This is a genomic window from Saccharospirillum sp. MSK14-1 (genome assembly GCF_003054965.1).
GTDB lineage: Bacteria > Pseudomonadota > Gammaproteobacteria > Pseudomonadales > Natronospirillaceae > Saccharospirillum.
Window position 1 is genome coordinate 1 of record NZ_MIES01000015.1, and the last position, 1494, is coordinate 1494.

The window sequence follows — 1494 nt, forward strand, 5'->3', positions numbered from 1 at the left end:
CCGGAACAACCTAAAATCGCGATCAGTGTAGCCATGATCAGGACAATAATCAGGTCTGACCAATCGAAATGCATACCTGTAAAAAGAGCTATAACAACACAGAGAGTGACCCCAGGGTGACTGATTAGCGAACGCAATTTTAAAGACATACGATGAATAATTATTGCTAGAATTGAACCGATGACCATCTCAGAAATACACCGTACTAGACCAAGAATGCCGGTAACATCAAGTTCATATTCGGTAATATTGCTAACTATATAAATAAACAGAATGGAACATACGGTAAGAGTCAGCGAAATAGTGAAATGGTTTTTTGATGCAATAATTAAAATAATGGGAAACAAAAGATAGGAAAACCATTCAATGCTGATAGACCACGAAGGATGATTCCATGACGTATGTAAATAATCGAACTGAATGCCCTGAAGCAAGAACAGATTTCTCATTAAATCTGGAAAGGAATTCGGAGAGTTCAAGAACTCCCCGTTATTCTGGTATTTGACGACTTCTATTATTAAAAACAAAACTAAAATAACAAAATGCAAAGGGTATATTCGAGCAAAGCGAGCGAGAACAAAGTTCTTTATATCGTATGGTTGCAACGTCAGCCTGTTATGATATCGAATCGTTAGGACAAATCCGCTGAGTAGAAAAAACATATCTACCCATAAGTAACTTTGACTAACATAGTTAGTCAAACCTGTAACACGAACGCCTAGATCAGGTGAAATTGATAGAAAGAAATGATGAATGACAATTGAAATTGCGGCTATGCCCCGCAGCGATGTTAGTTCATTTATTTTACTAATATTCATCGCTAGATTTCCTTATTGGTAAACACTATTCTACAAACTTATTTTTGGTGTTTATCTTTGAGAATGATTGGTCGGTATTCAATATAGGAAAGCAAAGGATTATAAATAAAAAGGAAGACCAGTGCTATGGAGAATCGCATTATCGATGTTGGCAAAGAAAACAATAAATTGTTTAACCAGCAGTCATTTAAGTTTAAACATAACTTATCCACAGAAAGTGAATTGCAGTTAGGTGAGCTAAAAAAACTCATTCTGAGATTGCCAGAAGAACAGGTTTACGCAAGTTCGAGTAAGGTTAAAATTACCGCCAATTTAGATAATGCTCACAAAGATCATGGCATTAACATGGCACTGGAAACAGCAATGGATGAATTTGAGACATCCGATTCCTTTGTTATGGTAAGAAGTCCTGAAGTTGATAATAAGCTTTCAAAAGTATTTGGCGAAGTTAAAGCTGAGATCGATCAATTCGCTAAATTGTTGCGAACTGATATAACCGATTCTACTTTATACTTATTTTTAGCTTCACCAAAAAGTATAACGCCATACCATATCGACAGATATTCTACTTTTCTATTTCAGCTGCAAGGTGAAAAAAACGTTTCAACCTGGGCGCCATGGAACAAGAACATGATTGACGACGTAGAGCTGGAAAAGTTCTTTGCAAAATCTCACA

Annotated in this window: 2 protein-coding genes; one reads left to right on the top strand and one right to left on the bottom strand. The window is 36.1% G+C overall.

The genetic code is table 11. From position 1 onward, the window contains the following. The coding region (locus tag BGP77_RS02850; RefSeq protein WP_146171173.1) for an acyltransferase at positions 1-818 on the bottom strand (818 nt) is incomplete at its 3' end. A gap of 126 nt (positions 819-944) precedes the next feature. Here BGP77_RS02850 and BGP77_RS02855 point away from each other — a divergent pair. Then, positions 945-1494, top strand: a 550-nt coding sequence (locus BGP77_RS02855) for a hypothetical protein (protein ID WP_146171174.1), incomplete at its 3' end; no start/stop codon positions are given.